Annotated in this window: 14 protein-coding genes and 1 riboswitch; of the genes, 2 read left to right on the top strand and 12 right to left on the bottom strand. The window is 48.6% G+C overall.

All coding sequences use genetic code 11. From position 1 onward, the window contains the following. Positions 1–424 precede the first annotated feature (424 nt). Together nasC and nirB are read right to left on the bottom strand one after the other, a co-directional pair. A complete protein-coding gene (gene nasC / locus M1D71_RS04175; protein WP_458125373.1) occupies positions 425–2557 on the bottom strand; it encodes an assimilatory nitrate reductase catalytic subunit NasC in 2133 nt (710 codons plus the stop codon). Between the two features lie 20 nt (positions 2558–2577). Further along, positions 2578–4755 (bottom strand): nitrite reductase large subunit NirB, encoded by a 2178-nt coding sequence (gene nirB, locus M1D71_RS04170; protein ID WP_458125372.1) that lies wholly within the window; start codon positions 4753–4755, stop codon positions 2578–2580. Positions 4756–5182: 427 nt separating this feature from the next. Here nirB and M1D71_RS04165 point away from each other — a divergent pair, with 427 nt between their 5' ends. Then, positions 5183–6412 carry a nitrate/nitrite transporter gene (locus tag M1D71_RS04165; protein WP_458127154.1) on the top strand — a complete coding sequence of 410 codons (1230 nt, stop codon included), beginning with the start codon at positions 5183–5185 and terminating at the stop codon, positions 6410–6412. A gap of 123 nt (positions 6413–6535) precedes the next feature. On the opposite strand, the gene fabF is transcribed toward M1D71_RS04165, so the two are convergent. After that, on the bottom strand, positions 6536–7774 hold the full coding sequence (fabF, locus tag M1D71_RS04160; protein ID WP_458125371.1) for a beta-ketoacyl-ACP synthase II: 1239 nt from the start codon (positions 7772–7774) through the stop codon (positions 6536–6538). Positions 7775–7912: 138 nt separating this feature from the next. Between fabF and M1D71_RS04155 the strand changes: the two genes are divergently transcribed. Continuing rightward, on the top strand, positions 7913–8776 hold the full coding sequence (locus M1D71_RS04155) for a helix-turn-helix transcriptional regulator (protein WP_458125370.1): 864 nt from the start codon (positions 7913–7915) through the stop codon (positions 8774–8776). A 776-nt stretch (positions 8777–9552) separates the two neighbouring features. On the opposite strand, the gene M1D71_RS04150 is transcribed toward M1D71_RS04155, so the two are convergent. The 9 genes from M1D71_RS04150 to M1D71_RS04110 all read right to left on the bottom strand — a co-directional run bounded on the left by M1D71_RS04150 (position 9553) and on the right by M1D71_RS04110 (position 19700). Then, positions 9553–10407, bottom strand: a complete 855-nt coding sequence (locus tag M1D71_RS04150; protein WP_458125369.1) for a MetQ/NlpA family ABC transporter substrate-binding protein — start codon at positions 10405–10407, stop codon at positions 9553–9555. An 83-nt stretch (positions 10408–10490) separates the two neighbouring features. Continuing rightward, positions 10491–11162 carry a methionine ABC transporter permease gene (locus tag M1D71_RS04145; RefSeq protein ID WP_458125368.1) on the bottom strand — a complete coding sequence of 224 codons (672 nt, stop codon included), beginning with the start codon at positions 11160–11162 and terminating at the stop codon, positions 10491–10493. Further along, the gene (locus M1D71_RS04140; RefSeq protein ID WP_458125367.1) at positions 11159–11968 is read right to left on the bottom strand and encodes a methionine ABC transporter ATP-binding protein; all 810 of its coding nucleotides are present in this window, start codon (positions 11966–11968) and stop codon (positions 11159–11161) included. The genes M1D71_RS04145 and M1D71_RS04140 overlap by 4 nt, the downstream gene beginning before the upstream one ends. Before the next feature lie 131 nt (positions 11969–12099). Then, a complete protein-coding gene (locus M1D71_RS04135; protein WP_458125366.1) occupies positions 12100–14403 on the bottom strand; it encodes an outer membrane protein assembly factor BamB family protein in 2304 nt (767 codons plus the stop codon). A gap of 100 nt (positions 14404–14503) precedes the next feature. Beyond that, positions 14504–15298 (bottom strand): energy-coupling factor transporter transmembrane component T family protein, encoded by a 795-nt coding sequence (locus M1D71_RS04130; RefSeq protein WP_458125365.1) that lies wholly within the window; start codon positions 15296–15298, stop codon positions 14504–14506. Continuing rightward, positions 15273–16850: an ABC transporter ATP-binding protein gene (locus tag M1D71_RS04125; RefSeq protein ID WP_458125364.1), complete on the bottom strand. Its 1578-nt coding sequence runs from the start codon at positions 16848–16850 to the stop codon at positions 15273–15275. Before M1D71_RS04125 ends, M1D71_RS04130 begins: the two co-directional genes overlap by 26 nt. Next, complete coding sequence (locus M1D71_RS04120; RefSeq protein WP_338591077.1) at positions 16851–17444, bottom strand: ECF transporter S component; 594 nt, start codon at positions 17442–17444, stop codon at positions 16851–16853. It abuts the gene before it with no gap. Positions 17445–17830: 386 nt separating this feature from the next. Further along, positions 17831–18499 (bottom strand): pectate lyase, encoded by a 669-nt coding sequence (locus tag M1D71_RS04115; RefSeq protein WP_458125363.1) that lies wholly within the window; start codon positions 18497–18499, stop codon positions 17831–17833. Positions 18500–18824: 325 nt separating this feature from the next. Continuing rightward, a complete protein-coding gene (locus M1D71_RS04110; RefSeq protein ID WP_458125362.1) occupies positions 18825–19700 on the bottom strand; it encodes a radical SAM/SPASM domain-containing protein in 876 nt (291 codons plus the stop codon). A gap of 282 nt (positions 19701–19982) precedes the next feature. After that, positions 19983–20085, top strand: a riboswitch (TPP riboswitch). Positions 20086–20198 lie beyond the last annotated feature (113 nt).

The raw sequence follows: 20198 nt of genomic DNA, 5'->3' as shown, positions 1-20198 counted from the left end.
TGATCCAAACTATAGTGATTAACCTTCAAGTTATACGCCGCCCTTAATAGGGCGATTCAATCGCTTCCTAGTTCTGTAATTGAGCCAGAATCTGCGGATCCTTGATCTTCTTATCTTCGGCGATCTCTGCAACATAGCCTGCCAACTCAAGCTGCACCCCTGTTAACGACTCGGCTCTTTCCAGCAATCCATCCATATACACCTGTACTCGAAAGGGCAGTCTGCCTCAAAATAAAATAAAAAATACGTACATATGTACCCCTAATGGACATCATAACTAAAATTCAATCCATATTCATGAGCCAATCCTCATGTTTACGTGGAACCACGGAACTATGGCCTACTTGCGTACATATACGCAAAAAAGCCGCACAGCCTCATATAAATATGGACTGCGCAGCTGCTAAGTTACCATTAGAACAGCTCATTTGGCTAATCGCAACGGACGAATGGTTACGGCCGCTGTCTTGAACCCAGGCATCCGGCAGAACGGGTCCAGTTCCGGTCGGGTTGCCCGATTCACATTCTGAACGCCGCCCCAATGCATCGGCACGAATAAGGTATCCTCCCGTATGGAATCCTTGATTCGCGAACGAACCGTGAAGCTTCCGTACACCGATTGAATCTCTACCCACTCCCCATCGTGAATGCGATGACGGGCAGCCGTAGCCGGATGAAGCTCAACGAAGTTCTCCAATTCACGGGCTGCGAGTGCCGGGCTACGATGTGTCTGCACCCCAGTAAGATAATGAGGAAGCACACGGCCATTGGTCAGAATCAAGGGGAATTCCGGAGATATATCATTCCATCCCGGACTGGATTCGAATGTGAATGCCGCTTTGCCATCCGGGTGGGCGAATCGTTCCCCAAACAGCAGCCCTTCTCCCTTCTCTTCCGGGGCAGAACACGGCCAGTACACACCTTTCTCGTTACGCAAACGCTCATAGGTAATGCCATAGTAATCCGCAACTCCACCACGGCTCGCCACACGAAGCTCATTAAAGATATCCTCAGCAGTGTCATATTGAAAGTAAGAGGCTTTGCCCACTTTTGCAGCAATTCGGCATAATATATCCCAATCATCGAGCGTTTCTCCTGGCGCAGGTCGCCCCTGTTCACGGAGTAGAACACGCCCCTCCAGATTGGTGAGTGTGCCTTCATTCTCCATATAAGATGTGACCGGCAGAACCAGATCGGCCATGCGCGCTGTCTCGGACAGAAACATATCTGCCACGATCAGAAAGTCCAGCTTGCGCAGACCTTCTTCCACCAAACGCACATTGGGATTGGATACGACCGGGTTGGAGCCCATTACGAGCAACGCCCGTATCTCCTGATCATGGACCTTCTCCATCATCTCATAGGCCGATACCCCTTTGCCTGGCAAACTTGCAGGGTCCACACCCCAGACGGATGCCACATAGGCACGATCGGCTTCATTTTCAATGGATCGATATCCTGGCAGCTGGTCAGCCTTCTGCCCATGCTCCCTTCCGCCTTGCCCATTCCCCTGACCTGTGATGGCGCCATATCCGCAGCCTTCTCTGCCGATTTTTCCAGTCGCCAGTACCAGATTCAGAAAGTGCCTCACGGCCATATGCCCATCCGTCTGCTGCTCCACACCACGTGCTGTCATGATCATGCCTGTCTTTGCCTCACCGTAAGCCATCGCCGCCTGACGAATCAGCGCCAGATCAACCCCGCACGCTTGTGCCGCCAGTTCGAGTTGCAGATCAGCCAACCCTTGTATTAATTGCTCGTAACCATGCGTTCGTTCGCCTATAAAATGAGGGTCCACCAATCCGGCATCCATAATCACTTTCAACATGGTATCCGCCAGCAGAGCATCCATGCCGGGCTTCACCTGCAAGTGAAGGTCGGCAATGGCTGCGGTTGCCGTCTTGCGTGGATCAATAACAATAATGAAGGCTCCGTTCTCCTTCGCCTGATTAAAGTACGGCAGAAGGGTAGGTTGACATTCTGCAATATTGGTACCTGCGAGTACAATGCAACCTGCCTTGGGAATATCAGACAGTCGGAACGTCAATCCGCGGTCCATCCCGAATACTTTACTTCCGGCAGAAGCCGCAGCTGACATACAGAACCGTCCATTATAGTCGATATATTTCGTCCCCAACGCAACCCTCGTGAACTTGCCCAGCAGGTAGGCTGTCTCATTCGTCAACGATCCGCCTCCGTACACCCCGACCGTATCTGCTCCATAAGAGTCTTTCAAGTCCTGAAACCGCTCTGCGATGGTCTGAATGGCTTCTTCCCAGGAACAGGGTTCAAGCTCGCCATCACTACGAATCAGCGGATGCATTAATCGTTGACCACTGAGCGCATGCTGATGAGCATTCATACCCTTGATACACAGTCTGCCCTGAGAGGCTTCATTCGGAACGCCCTGGACCGTGTACTCACCACGACGCTGGCCTGCAACAGGTGCAGCCAGTTCTTCAACAGTCATTTTGCATTGCACACTGCAATACGGACACTGGGTCTCCTTTACATAGAGCTTGGAGGCTGTTGGTTCTGAACTCACGGATAATCCCATCTTCCATCCCTGCCTTTCATCTATATATCAGCTTGAAGTGTAGCTGCAAGTTCCTTCTGCAACTGATCATCCAGCAGCGTTTCCCGAATCGACATGAATCCCAATCGCTCTGTCCATGCCCATAACGGCTCATCATACCAAGCCGTTTGGCGATACCACTGAAGACAGGCTGTTGCAAGCATAGCCGCTTGCCACTCCGTTTCAGCCACTCCAAGCAAGCCACCTTCCTTGACCGGATGCTCTGCATGACCGCCTGCATAGATCTCCCACCCAGCTGGTGAAGCCAGCAAGCCGATACCCTGCACCAGTGCGCTCACCAAGGACCCCGGCCCTGATGCGACGCCTATATTCACGGGTGCTGGCATCGCTGCACCGATCCAACGCGTACGAAGCTGTACAGCCAAGCTCCCTGCAGGCCTTGCATAGGATGAAAGCGGGATATGATCATCCCAGTGCACCTGAACCTCTGAGTGGCCTTCGATCTCATCATCCCTTGAAAGTTCAGCCTGATTTCCATTTTGTTCAACTAAATGATATCCCGTATTCATGATCTCTCTGTCATTAATCGATCGATTGGATACCTGTAAGTAATAATGGATTACGGGGCGACATACCGCGCAGCCTTGTTCCGACCCCCAATCCATTTTCTGCAGAATCAAAGGTATGTCTGGTAGGTCAATCTCCATACCAACGATGTCGTCCAGCATTTCCTTTAGTTCTGCATGCCCCAGCTCCGTACAACTGCAGACCGGCATTGAAGCAGGTTTATCCGGTGTAGCCACTGCACCACCGCTTTTTTTCAGGTTATGCGTATGTTTCAGCAGAGCAGCCACCATCGGGCGACAGCCACCGCATGAACCAGAAGCCTTCGTCTGTTCCTTCACCTGATCTGTCGTCTCGAGGCCCTGTTCCTGAATAGCCTTCATAATGGCAGCCTTGGTCACATTGTTGCAGGCACATACGGTCTCCTGAGCAGGTAATGCCGCAGCAGCCATCTCAGCCGGGTCCGGGGCCCCTTCACGCGGAGCCAATTCCGCTACATCCGCACCTCGTTGCACCAGTCCAAGCAATGCCGTTCCTTCAGCTGTATCTCCAAATAAAATGGCGCCGCGTACTTTGCCAGCCTGCATCAGTACTTTTTTGTATGTGCCTCGAATGCCATCCAGATGTTGAATTGCAGTCTGCATGCCTTCCCCGTTAATCTCACCCGCCGAGAAAACATCAACTCCCGATACCTTCAGTTGTGAGTAAGGAATTGAACCTTTGTATTCAGGCGTTTCCTGTCCACAGAGCTTACGTGCGAGCACCTTCCCCTGCTCGTATAAAGGGGCCACCAGCCCATAACTGATTCCCCGATGTTCGGCACATTCCCCAACTGCGTAGATATCCGGTACACTAGTGCGCATATAATCATCCACCATGATTGCCCGATTCGTAGCGATTCCGCTTCGTCTGGCCAGGTCCACATTCGGCCGAATCCCAACAGCGACAATGACAACCTGAGCTTCAAGCTTGGAACCATCTGTGAACAGCAGCCCTTGGGCCTGCGATCGCCCGGTAATTTTCTGCGTATTTTTGGCCAAAAGAAAGGACATGCCCTGCCCTTCGAGTTCCTGTTGAAGCATCGCGGCAGCCTTCTGATCCAACTGCCGATTCATAATGTAAGGGGCGTTATGGACCACCACAGCTTCCATGCCCAGATGCAGTAACCCACGCGCAGCCTCTAGTCCAAGCAATCCACCACCAATAACGGCGGCCTTGCGATATGCTTTGGAATAATCAGACATGCGCGTACAATCATCAATCGTTCGGAAGGACATGACCCGCTCTTTATCAATTCCCGGAATCGGTGGGATAAACGGTGAAGACCCTGTCGCCAGAATCAGAACATCATAGGTTTCTTTTATTCCGGATTCCGTCTCTATATATTTTCCACGGGTATCAATGCGGTGCACCGTCTCACCTGTACATAGCCGTATATGATGCTCGGCATACCAGGTCCAATCATTGATAATGATATCCTGTAACGAATGCTCACCCTGCAATACTTTCGATAGCATGATCCGATTGTAGTTGGGACGGGGTTCATTACCGTAGATTACAATCTCATACGTATTAGGCTCCAGTGCGATGATCTCTTCAACACACTTCACTCCAGCCATGCCATTCCCGATAATCACCAGTTTGCTTCTGCTCATGGGCTGCCCCCTATCTCTCTCACTCCTGAAAATAAACAGAAAAATCCCTTCTCCATGATTCGGAAAAGGGCACCGTTGCCTCCGGAATCCACACGCCATTGTGTGGATTCATATTAGATTCAGATTAAGGGAATCTCAATCATATGTCAACATAATTAACATGATAGTCCCGAAACATGCTTCAAAAATGCATTATTTAAAATCGCGTGTAATTTTTGTTGACATCTCTATTTTCTCTTGATTATAATTTGAATCAAAATCACAGTGCTGTGATCAACTCAGATGCGGGAACACAATGACGTGGACCGCCTGTCGGCAACGGGGCCGCAAATCGTTCATATCTGGACGAATTGCGGCCTTTTTCTGCCTCAACACGCACATAGACAAATCACGAAGATCTCAATTGGATGAGGAGCGATGATGGATGATGGAGAGCAAAAGTTTTTGGAAAAGCGGGCATAAGCCCACCCTCTTCGGGGCGTTTATGTATTTTGACATCAGTTTTATGATATGGGGGATGCTTGGTCCACTCGCAGTTGTCATAGCATTGGACTATCCGATGACTCCGCTGGAAAAGGCTAATCTGGTCGCGTTGCCTATCCTTGGTGGTTCCATCCTGCGGCTTGTGCTTGGCTTCATGTCTGATTATATGGGTCCGAAACTGACCGCACAGATCGGGATGCTCGTCACGCTGGTTCCTTTATTACTCGGCTGGTTATGGGTTGATTCTTTAAGCCAACTATACGTGGTAGCACTCTTACTGGGTGTGGCAGGTGCCTCCTTTGCCGCTGCGCTACCTCTGGCGGGTCAATGGTATGGCAAGGAGCATCAGGGTCTGGCCATGGGTATTGCCGGGGCGGGTAACAGCGGAACCGTACTCGCGACGTTGTTTGCCAATCGCTTGGCTACGCATTTTGGCAGCTGGGAAGTTGTGTTCGGACTTGCTATTATACCAATTGCAATCGTATTTGTTCTATTTTCTCTCTTTGCCAAGAATAGCCCTGACCGGCCTGAACCCAAGAAATTGTCCCAATACGGAAGTCTGCTCAAACAAAAAGATGCCTGGGTATTCTGTGCCTTCTATTGTGTAACCTTTGGCGGCTTCGTTGGATTATGTAACTATCTCACCATCTTCTTCAACACCCAGTACGGGCTCTCTCCTGTTCGTGCGGCAGACATTACCACCTTCTGTGTGATCGCAGGCAGTTTCTTCCGGCCTGTCGGGGGTTACCTGGCGGACAAAATTGGCGGAACACGTATGCTGACTTTCCTGTACACAGGAGCCTGTATCATGCTAATCGGTGTATCCTTCATGCCACCGCTTCCTGTTGTAGTCGTCATGTTGTTCCTCGGCATGATGTGTCTGGGAGCTGGAAATGGCTCCGTGTTCCAACTCGTACCCCAACGCTTTGGCAACGAGATCGGTCTGATGACAGGCATTGTAGGTGCCGCTGGCGGATTGGGCGGATACGCACTGCCGCTAATTCTCGGTCAACTGTATAGCAGCTATCAATCCTACACACCAGGCTTTGTTATTCTTAGCCTGATTGCAGCAGCTTCCCTGATCCTTGTGCTCTTCATGCAATCCCGCTGGCGTGTGAGCTGGTTGAGTCGAGGCAGCAAAGGCATGGCAGAATCGACGTCCCTCTCTTCGTGACGCATACAACAACTCGGCTGTTAACCACGGTACAGTGTTTGCGGGTGATCCATAAGTAACTAAAGGAACAGCGCAGCCCCGTCGGGGCAGCGCTGTTCCTTTGGTTACGGCTGTTCTTTCCACTTAAGATAAATACTTTTGAAGAACAATAACGGCATTATGGCCTCCGAATCCAAAGGAGTTAGACATCCCAATCCGTAGCTCTGCTTTTCTTGCCTTGTTAGGTACGTAATCCAGATCACATTCGGGGTCCCTCTGCTCTTGATTGATAGTTGGAGGAATGATGCCATGCCGCAGGCTTTGAATAAGGGAGATAGCCTCCGCACCTCCTGCTGCACCAAGCATATGTCCCGTCATGGATTTATTCGCCGTAACCGGTATGTCATAGGCAGCTGTCCCGAAAAGTTGCTTAATCGCTCTCGTCTCGGACAGGTCACCCGCCTCTGTACTGGTGGCATGAGCATTTATCACATCAATGTCTTCAGGTCCAATCTGAGCCTCTCTCAGTGATGCTTTCATCGCCAGATATGCACCCCGGCCTTCCGGATGGGTAGCTACCATATGATACGCATCTGAACTGGCACCATATCCAATCACTTCAGCAAGAATATTTGCCCCTCTTGCCCGTGCATGAGATAGTGACTCAACGACTAGAATTCCAGCGCCCTCCGCCATGACAAAACCGTCTCTCCCCGCATCAAATGGACGGCTTGCTGCTTGGAATGCTTCATTTCGTGTAGACAACGCTGTCGCATTACCAAAGCTCGCCAGTGACACTTCTGTAACAGCCGCTTCTGTCCCTCCAGCAATAATAACATCTGCTCCGCCATGACGGATTAACCGGAAAGCCTCTCCTATGGCTGTATTGCCAATGGAACAAGCCGTTACTGGCGACAATGTCGGCCCCCAGCAGCCAAACCTCATACTGACCATAGCCGCAGCCATATTGGAGATCATCATGGGTACCAGGGTTGGGCTGACTCGGGTGGGTCCCCGATCGGACAGAACCTTGCCTTGTTCCATCAATGTCTGGATGCCGCCTATGCCCGAACCAATATATACCCCTACGCGTTCGCGGTCCAGTTCGTCCATCACGAGGCCTGATTGCGATACAGCCTGATCCGCAGCAGCAACAGCAAATTGAACGAATCGATCCATGCGCCTTGCTTCCTTGCGTCCAAAACGCTCTTCACCATCAAAGTCACGGACCACACCAGCGATTTTCGTTTTGTACGAAGCTGTATCAAAATGTTCTATATGCGATATCCCTGACTTGCCCTTAATCAATCCGTTCCAGAATGTATCTACATCATTTCCCAAAGGAGAGATAACTCCCATCCCCGTAATCACGACTCGTTCCATGTCCATCCTCCTTCAGTGCTGTTGTCTACCTTACGCTTACGCTCTGCTACTAATAGTGCACTTTCGAATATCCTATTACAAGTTGTCAATTATAATAGTATAATGACTACCATGATAACGAGGATCGAAGGTGATGGATTGAACTACGATGTCAGGTTACAGGCCCTGTCCACTTTTCTGAAAACACAGCGTTCCAAAATTTCTCCGGAATCGGTGGGTTTACCCACAGGAAGTCGGCGCAGAACGCCTGGTCTGAGGAGAGAAGAGGTCTCCCAATTGGCAGGGGTGAGCACAACATGGTACACCTGGCTTGAGCAAGGTCGGGATATTCAGGTATCCCATTCCGTATTGGATAACATTGCTTCAGCACTAAGGCTTACTGCGGATGAACGAAAATATCTGTTTTCGCTCGCCATGGAACATCATTCGGAACTTCCCACGCTAGAAGAAGACCCTGTTCAACTTCACCCTTCCTTGCGTAAAATCTTGCAGGAACTTCAATATTGCCCTACGGTGATCTCGGATCGGCGTTGTTACATCGTCGGCTGGAATGACGCAGCCAGACATGTTTTTATGGATTTTGAACAGATTCCCCCCGAACAGCGGAATATGATCAGTCTGTTATTTGATCGAAAGGAATTTCGCAGGCTTGCGGTGAACTGGGAGGATTTTGTTAGCGGATTTCTGGCGATTTTCCGTGCCTATTATGGTCAGTATGTCGATGATGAATGGTATAATTTATTTCTGGATGACATGATGAACAAACATCCCGATTTCCATACCCTTTGGAAACAAAGCAGTGTCAGCAGTGCACCGGATGTCTTAATCGAATTCAGACATTCCAAAGCAGGCAAAATGTTGTTTGATCTGACTTCGTTGCAGGTTCAAGGCAGCTCCGATCTGCGTTGCAGTGTCTACACCCCGGCACCAGAAACTGCTACCGAACGCAAACTGATGCGCCTGATCGAGCGTGAAGCTGATTCACATCTTGGCAAGCATTAGAATCTCCCCCCGCTTGTCCAAGTCATGTTGGAACTTGGTATCCTTTTGTTGCAAGTTTTAATAATCAGGGTATACCATTAAACAGGTATATTACGTTAACACATGGATCGTAGACCTTCTACACGCAATGGGTTCAGAAAGGAATATCATGAACAAAGTGCTTATGATTGAGGAAGCAGGATATCAGGCCGCGCTTGAAGCTGTAGAAGACCATCTCTTACGTTATCGGCGCGGATAACATCATACCCCTCACCCTGCAAATACAGGGATAATGTATCTCCTAACATGTTATCGTCGCATACGAAGCATTTCGAGCATCTCCTGATCCCTTTGAATGACCAGGTGCCTGTATCGTTGATTTTGATTCAAATAGTACAGAAATAGGACAACCACAAAGAGGCAAATACACTGAAACAGCATAATTATCCCCATAATTGAAAGGGAAGGAGAATATGTCTTCACCACAATCGACTCATAAACAGTAATTAGCAGCAACGCTCCCAATACCCATTTGAGTATAAATCCCCTAATATAGTTAAAACTCAAGCTTATTGCGACAACAAACATCAGCTCTAACAATGCATACTGCCAATTCTCAAACAAGGGGTTAACCCCCATGTTCAATCCTGAAAACCCACATGCCTGCAAAAGTAGCAAATATGACCAAATTGTTAACTTTCTAAACACTTGTTAATAGCCTGCGGATTCCATAAAAAAAAGATCCAAGCGTTATCGCTCAGATCTTCAAATCTGTTCACATTAGGACTACATATTCACTATTCAAATGCCGGGATAGCAATATCTGCATATTTCTCTTCAAAGAAAGCTTTGACCTCTGGACCCGCCATACGCTTAGCCAACTTCTGAATGGCTTCAGAGTCCTTGTTATCCTCACGGGCAACCATGGTGATCGCAAAATGTGAATCATCCTTCTCGGTTAACAGTGCATCCTTCTTCGGTGTAAGACCGAGCGGACTGGCATATGCCGGAGTCATGGCTACCAGATCAGCATCATCCATCATGCGAGCCAGCATCAGCAAGTCCACTTCCTCGAACTTGAAGTTCTTCGTATTCTCGGTGATATCTGCCTGTGTGGCGTTAAAAGCTGCGCCGTCTTTCAGCTTAATTAATCCGTTTTGCTCCAGCATCACAAGAGAGCGACCAATGTTGGAAGGATCGTTCGCAATCGCAATGGTTGCACCTTCTGGCAATTCCTCAATGGATTTGTACTTCTTGGAGTAGCCTCCGTAGATGGCGTTATAGATGGGTTGTACTGCCACCAGATTCGCATTGTTTGCTTCATTATATTGGGTCATGTAGGGAACATGCTGGAAGAAGTTTGCGTCTACTTCCTTGTTCGCCAGTGCCGTATTCGGCTGAACGTTATCGGACAGTACAACAACTTCCAGATTGACGCCATCTTCCTTCAACAACGGTTTTACAATGTCCAGTACGTCTGTCATCGGTGGAATCAAAGTTGCTACTTTCAACGTAACTTCTTGTCCTGCCTGATCTTCCTTTGTTCCTTCTGCCGCAGGTGTTTCTTCTTTTTGTCCACAAGCAGCTACAACCAGCATCACTGCGAGCAACATAAGCATCATTTTTGCTTTCATTTCATGTCTACCCCTCATCGTATAATCTGTATTGGTTATTCTTAGTCTTGCTGAGTCTTGCTACCGACTACTGTACTTAGCCTGATTGGATTCAACCCTGTTCAGGATCTGCGATCCAGCCAGTGGGACAGTCTGCTACCTGTGAATTGGATCATCTGTACCAGGATAATCATAATGACGATCGTAAATACCATAATCTCCGTTTCGAAGCGCTGATAACCGTAGCGAATGGCAAAATCGCCAACCCCGCCGCCACCTACAATGCCCATCACCGTCGAGTAAGAGATGAAGCTGATGGTCGCTGTCGTAAGTCCAAGTACAAGGCCAGATCGTGCCTCCACATATAGGAATTTCACGACAAGCTGCATCGTCGATGCCCCCATGGATGAGGCGGCTTCAACCACTCCCTTGGGTACATCGAGCAACGCTTGCTCCACCAGTCTGGCGTAGTAAGCAATCGCAATGACCGAGAGTGGAACGGTTGCCGCCAGTGTACCGATGGACGTTCCCACGACGATTCGTGTGAATGGAATCATGAATACAACCAGCAGTAAGAACGGAAACGAACGAACGATGTTGACGACACTGCCGAGGATAAAGGACAGCGTTTGATTCTGATACCGTTGTCCTCTACGGAATAGGTACAGCAGTGTACCCAGAGGTAACCCGATCAGAACCGCTGCCGCAATGGAGATGCCCACCATGACAAAAGTCTCCCCAATCGCCTGCCATATCTCATGCTGATACTTCAGCACAGACTCAGGTAACCTCATGGCTTGTCCTCCTGTTCTGCCGGACGTGATAGAGTCGAACCTGTCATCCCGTATTTGTCACCCGCAAGTAAGGAGGTCAGCAGATCAGGCTGCGGGGCGGGGATACTGCTCACTTCCGCCTTAGACAATGTTCGAACGAGTCGCCCATCCTTCATCACGGATATCCTGTGACATAGTCTGCGAGCCACTTCCATTTCATGTGTCACTACGACAATGGTCACGCCCAGCGTTTCATTGATATGACGCAGCACATCCAGTATGCCGTTCGTAGTCTGTGGATCAAGCGAAGACGTCGGTTCATCACAGAGCAGCACATCCGGACGACTGGCGAGCGCTCGTGCAATGGCCACACGTTGCTTTTGCCCTCCGCTAAGCTGTGCAGGATATTGATCTGCCTTGTCTTCCAGTCCAACAAACCTCAGCACCTCAAGGCCACGTTCGACTCGCTGCGCACGGGATACACCCGCGAGTTCCAATGGCATGCAAACATTGCCACTCACCGTTCGGTTACTGACAAGGTTGAAGTGTTGAAAGATCATGCCAATGGACCTCCGTGCCTGACGCAGACTCCGCTCATTCATCTGGGTCAGGTGCTGCCCATTCACAACAACCTCACCATCATCCGGCTTTTCCAATCCGTTGAGCATCCGCAGAAGCGTGGATTTGCCTGCACCACTCGATCCTATAATGCCATGTATTTCTCCTTGTCCCACTTCGAGGGACACCGAGTTTAATGCTTCGAATCCCTGATCTGCACGAGAACCGCGCTCGTTATAACGTTTGCTTACACCATATAATGAGATCATGGAGAGTCCTCCCGTGAATGATCATGCATGGTTCTTCAAGAACACATGAAGAAAGCCCGCACAGCCGATAACCGGAGCGCGAGCAAGCCTGTTCATTTATAATAAATCAACATTCCATACGAAACAAGCCTTTAAGGTGAGATTGCCTCCTGCAGATGGCTAGCTTCATACAGACGAAAACGTCCGTTGGACGAACCCACATACACTTCATTTCCGATTCGGTTGATCATTCCATTCTTCGCATCCCGGTCCCGGTGCTCCGGGCTTCCCATCACAACGTCATGTACACGACCCAGCAGCGCTCCATTCTTTTTATTCAATACGAGCAAATTCTCATCCATAGGCAGCAGCAACTGATCACCAATGACCAGATAACTTCCCTGATTCGTTGGATACCTCAGAGCTGCAATTGTATCTTTGGCATTCCAGCGGGTCTTACCTGTCTTATAGTCCAAAGCTGCCGGGTAACCGTTTTTAATCACATATAATTGATCGTCCTCCACAAGTCCCCGTTCAATCTTGTTGTTTAACGTCCAACGTTTTTCCCCACTCTTGGCATCGTACAGGTTGGTTGTAAAGTCTTCATATTTTCCGTAATGATCGCCGTTTATGTTCTCACGGATCAACAGCATGCCATCATTCAGCTCTTCAAATCTCTGTCCTGCCCGAGCAGGAAATTGTGCAAGCTTCTTGCCCGTGTTCAGATCAAGCAGTTGCCACTGATTATCTAACAATAGCCATCTTTCCGTATTCGCGGTGGCAAATGGATCAAGACGCTCAATTCCATCAAAATATGCATCATTCACAACTTGTTCCAAGGTGGATCGTTTGGCCTTCAAGCTCCACACCGTTCGGCCTGATCGGGGATCAGCTGCAACCAGCTTATTTTTTTCCCAATACAACACATAAGGGTCATCTGCGCTCTTATTCAATAATTCATAACCCGTAGCCAGTTTTCGCGTCCACAATGTTTTTCCGTTTGCACTGTCCAGAACCGTCAACCAACTGTTGCTTGAACCCTCAACAACCGGGCTATCCACAACCACAACGTTCTTCGCAGCGGTGATGCCATTCAGTCTGAATTTCTGCTTAGGATTATACGTCCACGTAACCTGTCCGTTCTTCAAGTTCAGATGACGAATACGATCCACGTATTTTTTCTTGTCAGAGTCATAATCGGTGTAGATTGTAACGTATTGGCGTCCTGTATCCATCTCTGCCTGCTGTCTTCCAACCCCCCCGTTAATCCCCCATAATTTCTGGCCGGAATGTCGGTCAAGGGCATATATAGAACCTTCGTAGTAACCCCCGCTAAATCCACCGTCATCCCCTTTCATCAGGAGAACATCATCCGTGGCTGCTTGTAAAAAAGTGTAGTTAATATCCCCCCGGTTGGTCCATACCGGTCTCCAGGGGATGGTCATTGGCAGCGTTGTGCCATAGATTTTTGTCGTGAAATTATATTCATCTGCCCGACTGATGTTCCCATCGGAAACGACAGCATTTCGATCATTCTGTGGTAGATTCCAGCGTGTTCTGACCAGCTTGCCATTCTTATTGAATGTGACCAGATACTGCGCATCTTCCCGCTCATATCTCCAGGTCTGGCCGATACTCATCGCATAACCCGTGTCATTCAAATTGGCCGAACTCTCTTTCCAATCCGGTTCACCAAGCCATTGTTCGACTTGTTTGGAGGTGATTCCTGGACTCAACTTGATATCCGTCAAATGACGAAGCACCGAAGTCGGCAACGATGCATCCTGTTGGAACCAACCATCATTCACATTCATCTGCTGTTCTACAGCCTGTGCCTTGATCCAGAAGAGTCCTGGCCGATACGTGGAGGATTCCTTATTCCAGATTCGCGGGGCAATGGAGACCCCATACCATCCTTTCCACTTCGCAACAATAACAGCCTTATCTGTTAGCGCTTTCCCAAAAGGCCAGGTTGTAGAACTTTCTGGAGCCAGATACAGCTTACTGCCTGATTGGAGCGTGAAGCTCTGGGGAGCCATTTTCGTCATACTTCTGCTCTCCTTCAGCGCATACCACCTTGGCAGCCAGAAGTCTCCATGATCAGATGACTTGAGCTGTACCCACTCGCCACGATCCGATGCCAACGTATACTTTTCGCTTTTCGTCGTATAGTATTCAATCCTCATCTGGTCAGCAGCCACACTGCCGTCCCTCCTGTTTTTGAACAGAGGGATGTCATTCATGAGCGTAACGGTATCTCCTTGTCTGTAGGCCAACTTTGCAGTTAAGGCTTGGGAACTTGCCCCCAACGCTTGTGGCGTTGTAGCCGAAGCTTGTCCTCCAAGGGCGACCATTATGGAATCCAGCAGCATCCATCCCGTCAACAGCACAGCAGATACTCCAGTCAAGGTAATCCATTTGTAGCCTATTCTCTGCCAGTCAGGAACCGTCTTCACGCTCGTTCATCCCCATCCATTAGAAGTTATTTCCATATAGACGTCGCAAACAGGAAAAAGTTACCTTACACCTCAATATATTTCTCGCTATCTTCCAGTATTACCTTACATCCAACATCGTAGCATGATAAGGAAAGGTGACCCCCATGTAATAAGCAGCTGTTAAGGTGAGGATATAATAAAATACGAACCACAGATCTGCCCGGGAATAGCCGATCTGAATGTAATATGTTCGACGCGCGCCATCCGCGAACCCCTTCGCTTCCATCGCTACCGCCATTCGTTGTGCACGGCGAATACTCTGAGCCAGCAGCGGAATAGCATAACGCTTGAGTGTACCATACACGTTCCAGCGTGAGCCGCGTTGCCTTGTTCCACGAATACGAATGGCGTAACGGAGCGTCTGGAATTCATCCAGCAGAATCGGGATCATACGCATCGCGGCCAAAAAGCTATAGGCATATTTGGCGGGAAGCTTCCACTGCTGCATTAGGGAATAAAATAGTCTAACCGGCTTGGTTGTCAGTCCGAACAGCAAGCCAGCCACTGCCATGCTCAGCGAGCGAAATCCCAAGTGCAGTCCGCGATAGAAGCTCTCTTCTGTAATATGAATAAGTCCCCACTTATACCACGTGGTCTCTCCCTTACCAAACATCATCATACCTGTAGATGTGGAGATAAATACCAGAATGAATGGTGATGCATACAGCATCAATCTGTACCACGGGTGACCAGTCCAGCACAGTAACAGCATCATAGCCACAGCAACATTGGTCATTACATTCAGGTTATGAATGAGGATAACGATGACAAACATCATCGTCAGAATAATCATTTTTAATCCGGGATTGACGGCATGAAGCCAGGTTTCACGATGAGGAAACGACAGCTGCATCAGATAACCTCCCCTTATCCACCATCCACACTCGGGTGCAATATCTTTTTACAATCTCACGGTCATGAGTAACCATCACAATGGCTGTTCCTTCACGCCGCAATTGCTCCAGTTGTGCTAACATGGCGAACGTATTGCGGGCATCCTGCCCAAAAGTCGGTTCATCCAGCAGCAGAATTCGCTGCTCTCGGACCAGTGCGGAAGCCACGCTCAAGCGCCGCTTCTGTCCCATTGATAATTGGTAGGGATGACGCTCGGACAGGTCAATTAGTCCAAATTGCTTCAGCATGTGATCCGTTTTGACACGTCTTTCTTCCGCTGTAAGCCTGCCTCCAAGCAGGGAGAATCCCACTTCTTCCGCGACGGTGTTGGTCACAAATTGAAATTCAGGATTCTGAAATACAAACGCAATTCGATCTGCGAGTTGTTCCGTCCTGCCGGAGGGCTGACCATCAACCTGGTAATTACCTGTCGTTTTCAAAATATTCATCAGGGATAATAACAACGAACTTTTACCAGCTCCATTGGCTCCGACAATCCCAATCCAATCCCCATGCCATACCTTGGCCTGTTCCACCTGGATGAAGGGCGTTTTCCCACGCCATCCAGTGAACTGGTGTAAGTCCAGTGCAGGCTGATGTGGCGGTGATAAAGGCGATAGGGATGATACGTGAGATATCGGGGATATACCCGTTGTTTCGGATAAACCAGATGCTCGCTGTCTTTCCAAGCTCCCAAAGCCCTGATCCGCACAGGCCCGGAGTTCTCCAGCAATACTTCCCTCTTCCTCCTTTGTTGCCTGCTCCTGTTCCCGCTCTTCCCACACGCCTGGATACCAAATTCCATAAGCCTTCAATTTTTCCCTTTCTTCCGTAAATACCTGTTGCGAGGGGCCATCCGCCACGATCTCTCCCTCTGGAGATAACACAATAATCCGATCAACCATATCCACAATCTCATTAATTTTGTGTTCAACAATGATTAACGTTTTGTCACTGGCAATCCGTTTGACGGTATCCCACACCTGGGAAGTCCCTTCATCATCCAGTAATGCCGTGGGCTCATCCAGAAATAGCACCTCCGGGTCCATGGCCAACATCGATGCAATTGCAAGACGCTGCTTCATGCCCTGAGACATGGATTGGATCCATGTCCGATTCTGTTCAAAGGATAACCCGACCTGGTTCAGATAATATTCAATCAGATCCGCCATTTCTTCACGCGGTATATTTCGGTTCTCCAGCACAAATGCGATCTCTTCATCCGAATAGGACATACAGAATTGGGTGTCCGGGTCTTGAAAGACCACTCCGGCTTTGGCAGGAACCTGAATATCATCACATTTCATCGGGATCTCAACCGAACGTGGTATCAGACCGCTCAGGATTTGCAACAACGTCGATTTACCGGAGCCGCTAGGACCAAGCAACAATACTTTCTCCCCTTGACGCACAGAGAGAGACAAGCCCTGAAATACCAAGGCTTTCTCTCCCGGGAACTTGCATCTTAGATTCGTTACACTTACCGCTTGCGAATTCCCTTCCCCGTTCATCTAATCCAGAGCCTCATAATCCTGTTTGGATACCGGTCTGAGTGAGCGGGTTACACCTGTCAGTTCCAATGCTTTGGCGAGATAATAAGCGAACACTCCGGCAATCAGGATACTTCCAATGAAGCGGAAGCCGATAAATAACGTATAGTTCCATGCCGAGAGTGAATCAATATACCCGTACTGGTAATCCAGCACAAGCGAAGCCGCCGCTGCACCTATGGCTGCAAGACAGGTGACGAACAGATTGGTTTTTCGATACAGAAATGCGGCGAAGAATATCTCGGCTCCCAATCCTTGCAACAGACCATACACCAGTGTGGACATGCCCCATTCGCTGCCCAGAAAAGCACTCACCGTTGAAGCTGCAACCTCAGCAAGAATCGCCACCCCCGGCTTACGAATGATGACAAAAGCAAACGTGCCGGCCATAAACCACATGCCGTAGATCATCTGCTCTGCATGAACGCCGAATGGTTTCATCAGGTCATATGTAGGTCCCCATATCTTATAAATCACGCCAAACACCACTGCGATCACGATGGTTACCAGAATATCTGTTAGTTTCAATCGCTTGTTGCCTGCTGTTGTTGCCATCTTCTCTACTTCCTTCCTCTGCTCCCCGTCGGGTTTATTAAAGTAAACAAAAAAAAGCCTCCCCGGTTCCGGGCAGGCCTTACGTACAGTGTACAATTCTCACAATCATGTATTGGATGGTTGACGCAAAGACGGAATATCAATCCTTCTCTCTGTTGTAGCAAAAAGTTCACCACAGCCGAAAGAAGTCCTGTTGTTATCCCACGTTAATTTTCCACAATTCACCCTTACACATTGTAAATCCATGTTCTCTACGCTGGCATTACCCAGATCAGATGTACGGTCAGCGGCACAAGGCCACTCTCTCAGCCCAACTTCATTGAGCTCCCGGTTCACTTTATTTCATTGCTTCTAATGTACATCAGATGGGTATTTGTGGCAATGCCTTAATATTGCGTATTCCCGGACTGACTCGTTTTTCCTGAAGCGAAACCCTTGAACAACGTTGGTACTTTGGAATACCGTGTATTCGTGATTTTTCCTTGTGATGTACTGCTGTCTGTACGCATAATTGCATCTTTCACATTGGAAATGTTGGAGTTATCCAGGGTCATGTTAACTGCGAAGGAAGTTCCACCATTTTGGCGAACCAGCTTGCCAATATCATCTGCACGGAAATTTTTGATGTTAATCGTTCCGGCTGCATTCATCTGGAACACTTTATCATAGGCCTTGTACGCTGCTCCGCCGGTAATATTGACCGTTCCGGCCGACTTCAATGTTAGTGCATCCTCGCCCACGTCCTGCCAAACCACATTCGATATATTACAGTTTCCATAACAGTGAACACCATCGGCAGCAGGTGATCCGATATTTACATTTTTGAGCGTGGCCCCTGCCTCCAGGCGAAAGACTGGCTTTTGACCCTCTGCTTGAGATCCGTCGCCCAGTGTGGAGGGATTGGCTACAAAGGTTTTGCCTTGACCGTCATAGGTCGTATTCTTTGGAACAATAATAGTTGAATTTACAACCGTAGGTGCAGCCGCAGCCGGAACTGCACCAAATATGGAAGCAACCAAACCAGCGGACAGCAACAGCGTCAACATTTTTTTCATAACTTTATTCCTCCCTTATTCTCGTTTTTTGGTAGTACTAGCCTGAGCTTGTACTGGAAGTTCGCCAGAGGTGCACCTCTGTCTGAAATACAACCTAATCCTACCAAATAAGGAAGGGGACAAGAATAATCATTAGATCACGTTTACACTTCCCAGCATAGAACCTGATGTTTCAGCATGCTTTGTGGTCCCGTGTTTACTTGTTATGTACCGATATCAACTTCGGATATGCTCTATTTACAACCTCAATATACACAACAAAGACCACATCATCTGTTACAGACAACGTGATCTTATGAAAACATGATGGTATTCACTTTATATTCTAGGCTCCAAACCGCTGACGATACCCGCACTTCCGGCACAACTCTTCCACCGCTTCACGCTTGGAAAAACCATACACCAGATTGCTCGCTCGCTCACCCTCAATAATCTCCGAGAATGACTTCTCGTGCACGTTACCGAGGTTAATGACACCCTCACCATCAAGACAGCATGGAACCACCGTTCCATCCACTAGCACAGCCGCCTGACCGCGTAGTGCATGGCAAAATCCTTTCCCGTCATCTTCCGGTGCATCCAGACTCGGCCACTGGAACTCATGATCCTGGTTCAGGTATACATTTGGGGCGATTTTGACCCCGCTGCCTGGAACCACTTTTTCTTCAATACGAAAGTCCAGATTGAACTCACGTTCCAGCACTTCAAGGGTCTCCCGATTTCGATTCATCTGAGCATTCGTAAAGTTATCCTGCGTCAGATTCCACAGCCGGAATGAGATGATAACATTGTGCTTCACCGCTTCATGTACAAAAGACAAGATGTTGCTCAGGTACCCGTCACGATCGGTTGAACCTTCATGCCCATCGAAGCTGTGCAGAGAGAAGTTCATCTGCCGCAGCGCCGGTTTGCCAAGCAATTTATGCTGAGTCTTGGGCAGCAGCGTACCATTCGTTGTAATGTTCACCTTGAGTCCCTTCGCATGTGCGGAATCAAGCAGCAGATCTATTTTGGGATGCAACAAGGGTTCACCTTTGACATGTAAATAAATATGGTTGGTATGTGGTTTAACTTGATCCAGTATATTGTTGAAGACTTCAGGGTCAATGAATCCTTTGGCACGCTGTGTCTGCGGACAGAAGCTGCATGCCAGATTGCAGATACTTGTGATCTCAATATATACTTTTTTGAACGTTTTCAACTCGGGTCCCCATTCTGCTTAGGAGGGAGAAATCCCACCTGCATTTGTGATCCGGCCAATATGCGCCATCCCTATTATATCGGGTTCTTGAAACGAGGTAAATTGTTCGATTGTTCTAAGCACAACGAGGGACAAAAGAAATTCATTCCAACTGAAATTTGTATGATTACAACCTCGCTCCTCGGATCTGACTCCAAGTTCACCTCAACAATTCCATCATGCTGCCTCTTTACAGTTCATGTTCAAGTGATATATGCTGAACATACAACTGCATATCTTGTACATTTGCACTAGGGGAGCCCTGCGGCTGAGACGAATATGACTATTCGGACCCTTTGAACCTGATCTGGATCATACCAGCGGAGGGAAGTGGAGCGGCCTTTTAGTAAGCGGAATTTTATCATGTATATGTGAAGATAAATTGCGGATCTAACTTACAGACCCACTCATTTCTCCGGAAATGGGGGGGTCTTTTTTGTTTCTTTTGCAGAGCACAGG

It is taken from the genome of Paenibacillus sp. Z3-2 (assembly GCF_054161325.1).
The sequence above is the reverse complement of the archived record's forward strand: the minus strand, read 5'-3'. Positions and strand labels throughout refer to the sequence as shown.